A 3,674-nucleotide genomic window follows, 5' to 3' on the forward strand; every position below is an offset into this window, starting at 1 on the left:
CCCCGGGGACGGGCGCAGCAACGCTGATCGCGGTCCGCGGGGCGGCTGGCATGGGCAAATCGGCGTTCGGGCGGCGCAGCAGCGCCATCGCGGAGAAGGAGGGATGGCGAACCTTGACCGTGTCTGCTGCGAACTCCGACGGCCCATACGCTGCTCTGGCTGCTGCGACCGAGCGCCTGGTCGCGGACGAGCCCGGGGTGCTTGACGGCGCAGGACATCGTGCACGTGACGTGCTGGCCGAGCTGACACCCATGGTCGAGGCAGCCGGTGCTCTGACGATGCCGGTCAGTCGGCACCAGGTGATCGGTGCAGTGCGTCGACTGCTGACCGCTGCGGCCGGCCCATCGGGCACGCTGGTCGTCGTCGACGACGCCCATCTCGCCGACGCCGCCACCATTGAGGCTCTCCTGCATCTCGGCGCCGTCTCGTCTGCCCCGATCCTGACGATGCTCGCCTATCGACCGGAGGCAGCGAGTGAGACCTTGCGCTGCGGGGTGGCGCGGGTCGCGCGGGCCGGCGGCGCCATCGAGATGGATCTCGCCCCGCTCGAACCGCACGAGGCGAGCGCCCTGGCCACGCAAGCCGGCCTCGTCGATCGCTCCGACACCGTCGCCGATCTCGTCGCGATGGCCGAGGGCAACCCGTTCTTCGTGCTCGAGCTGGCCAGGAGCGCGGTGTCCGGCGGCGAATTGCGCCTGGGAACATCACGCCACGACGCCATCGCCGCTCGTTTTGCCGATCTGGACGACGGCTCGACCGCGATGCTCCGTCGGCTGGCCCTCGCCGGGGACGATCTCGACCTGCCGAGCGTGCTGGCGTTCACCGGGTGCGGTGAGGACGAGGCCTTCGCGATGCTCGACCGCGCCGTCTCCGCTGGCGTTCTCGCCGTGGCCGATGGCCGCTATCGGTTCGGGCACGAACTCGTGCGCCAGGCCATGATCGCGGAGATAGCGCCGCATCATCGAGTCGCCATCCACCGCGATGCCGCGCGGCGCCTGGACGAGCTGGGCGGGCCACCCGCCGTCATCGCTCGACACTGGATCGCCGGCGGTCGCCCCACCGAGGCCGTGCCGTGGCTGCTGGCGGCAGCGCGGCGCTCAGTCGAGCTGGCGGCATACCGCGACGCTCTGAACTATCTCGATCCGCTCCTCGACCACGACCCCGTGCACGTCGACGGTCTCCTGCTGCAGGCAGAGTCGCTCGAGGCACTCGGCGAAGGGGCCGCGCTGGCCGCCTACGCCGACGCCGCGCGGGCCGCGGGCGAGGAGGCCGCCCAGGAGATCGTGCCTCGACAGGCGCTGGCCCAGATCAAGCAGGGCGATCCCGCCGGCGCTCTGCGCACGCTGGGCGACTCCCGTCCCGTCACGGTCGAGGGGCGTCTGGCGGAGGCGTTGACGTTGTCCGGCGCTGCGGCATTGGGCTTCGGGGATCCCGCCCTCGGAGCGGCCAAGGCGGCAGAGAGCAGGCGTCTGGCCCTCGACTCCGGGGACTCAGCGTCACTCATCATCGCCTCGTGGGCCAACGCGGCAGCCGCCCACGCTCGAGGCGAGCTGCGGGGCAGCGTGCGCATCGACCTGGACGACACCCATGATCTGCCGCACCTGGCGGTCAACGTGTTCGATGGCCAGCTGTGCATCACGCAGCGGCTGCTGTACGGGGCCCGCCCGTACGACGACGTCATCTCCTTTGCGGACTCGCTTCGATCCGAAGCCGAGCGTCTTGGCGCCGCCCGCGGTCACGCCTTCGCCCGAACCCTCGGAGGAGAGGCCAAGCTCCTCGCTGGAAGACTCGACGAGGCAGATCTCGACCTGGCCGCCGGCGAGCATCTGCATCGAGCGATCGCCGCCTCCGCCGGCGAATCCTTCTCCTTGCAACGACGAGCCGAGGTGGCCATCCACCGGGGTCGATTCGTGGACGCCCGCGTGATGCTCGACGATGCGCTGGCACTCGCGCAGGAGTCTGAGGTCGGCTTCCACCTGTTCGACCGCATCTACGGGGCCCGCATCGTCGCGGCAGAGACGGCCGAGGCCGGCTTCGCGGCTCTGGAGGCAGCCGAGGAGGCCGTGCTCGGCCCGGCCGAGACGTGCCCCGGATGTCGCATCACCCTGGCGGTGCCCGCCGCGATTGCGGCGGCTCGCACTGGCGACCTGGAGCGAGCAGCGGCCTACGAGAAGTCCGCGGTCTTCCTCGCGGAGGTCGTCATGCGGCTGCCGGCCTGGTACGCCGCGCTGCACGAGGTGCGCGGTCACATCGCTTCGGCGCAGGCCGAGCGAGCGCCGAGCCGGGTCTACTTCTCCCGAGCCGCCGAGATCTATCAGCAGGCCGAGCAGCCCCTCGATGCCGTCCGGTGTCGCGATCTCGCCGCTGACGTGCGGTGACCGCCGTGCGCCGCCACCGTCAGGCCGACAGCCCGAGCCGATCCATCCGGGCGGCGTGAGCTTCGGTGAGTCGGGTGAACATGCGGCCGATGCCGGCCAGATCCATGCCGGGGTAATCCATGCCACCGACCAGAACGGCGCTCAAGGCGTCACGCTCGGCCACGACCATCTGGGCCTGACTGAGCGCCTCTCCCATCAGGCGTCGACCCCACAGGGCGAGCCGACCACCGACCCGCGGATCCCGTTCGATGGCGCCGCACACCGCGTCGACGACGAACTCAGAATGACCCGTGCCTGACAACGTCTCCAGCACCAGCTCACGCGTCTCCGGATCGAGGTACGCGGCGATCTCACGATAGAAATCGGCGGCCAGCCCGTCGCCGACGTAGGCCTTGACCAGCCCCTCGAGCCAGTCGCTCGGGGTGGTCTGCCGGTGGAAACGGTCGAAGATGTCGGCGAAGGAGTCGATGAACGGATACGGGTCGGCCTGCTTCATCTCGACCAGCCGGTCTCGCAGCTTCTCGAAGTGGTCCCACTCGGCCGCCATCATCGCCAGGATCTCGGCCTTGGTCTCCAGATCCGGCGACATGGCAGCGTCCTCGGCCAGACGTTCACAGGCGCTGACCTCGCCGTACGCGAGAATCCCGATCAGCTCGAGGATTCCGGTGCGGTACTGGTCATCTGGTGTCTCATCGGCAGCCATGCACGGCAGCGTATCGCCACCACCGGCCGCGTTCAGGCCGCCGGCGCACCAGGAACCGTCTGTCAGTGCGGCACGCGGTAGACTCGATAGCGCCCCCTGGGCCGTATCTCCGTCGCGAGGTCTCGTACGTCTGTCTCGAGAATCGTCACGACACGTACTGAGAATCCCATCGCCCCCTCACGATTTGAGAACCTTGTGACCACGTTCACTGACTTGGGCGTCATGCCCGAGATCGCCGAAGCCCTGACCGACGTCGGCATCACCTCCCCCTTCCCCATCCAGGAAATGACCCTGTCAGTCGCCCTGATGGGCACCGACCTCATCGGCCAGGCGCGCACCGGAACCGGCAAGACCCTCGCCTTCGCGATCCCGGTCATCCAGCGCACCGTCGCGCCACACGACCCCGACTACGACCAGCTGGCTGCCCCCGGCAAGCCGCAGGCCCTGATCGTGGCGCCGACACGAGAGCTCGCCATCCAGGTGGGTGGGGACGTCGCCACCGCCGCTGCCAAGCGCGGTACACGCAGCCTGCTGATCTACGGCGGCGTCGGATATGACCCGCAGCTGGACGCACTGGCCGAGGGCGTGGACAT

General features: G+C 69.5%; 3 protein-coding genes. 2 read left to right on the forward strand and 1 reads right to left on the reverse strand.

The features are described 5' to 3' along the window. A partial coding sequence (locus WB508_RS07115; RefSeq protein ID WP_423844188.1) for an ATP-binding protein occupies positions 1 to 2,378 on the forward strand: 2,378 nt, incomplete at its 5' end. Between the two features lie 19 nt (positions 2,379 to 2,397). On the opposite strand, the gene WB508_RS07120 is transcribed toward WB508_RS07115, so the two are convergent. After that, positions 2,398 to 3,081: a ferritin-like fold-containing protein gene (locus WB508_RS07120; RefSeq protein WP_423844189.1), complete on the reverse strand. Its 684-nt coding sequence runs from the start codon at positions 3,079 to 3,081 to the stop codon at positions 2,398 to 2,400. A 222-nt stretch (positions 3,082 to 3,303) separates the two neighbouring features. Between WB508_RS07120 and WB508_RS07125 the strand changes: the two genes are divergently transcribed. Further along, the coding region (locus WB508_RS07125; RefSeq protein ID WP_423844190.1) for a DEAD/DEAH box helicase at positions 3,304 to 3,674 on the forward strand (371 nt) is incomplete at its 3' end.

This window comes from Aeromicrobium sp. (assembly GCF_049586495.1).
Lineage (GTDB): Bacteria > Actinomycetota > Actinomycetes > Propionibacteriales > Nocardioidaceae > Aeromicrobium.

What these genes read in the sequence shown, in the direction of transcription:
- WB508_RS07120 (WP_423844189.1), bottom strand. Translation starts at nt 3,081, where the DNA reads ATGGCTGCCGATGAGACACCAGATGACCAGTACCGCACCGGAATCCTC.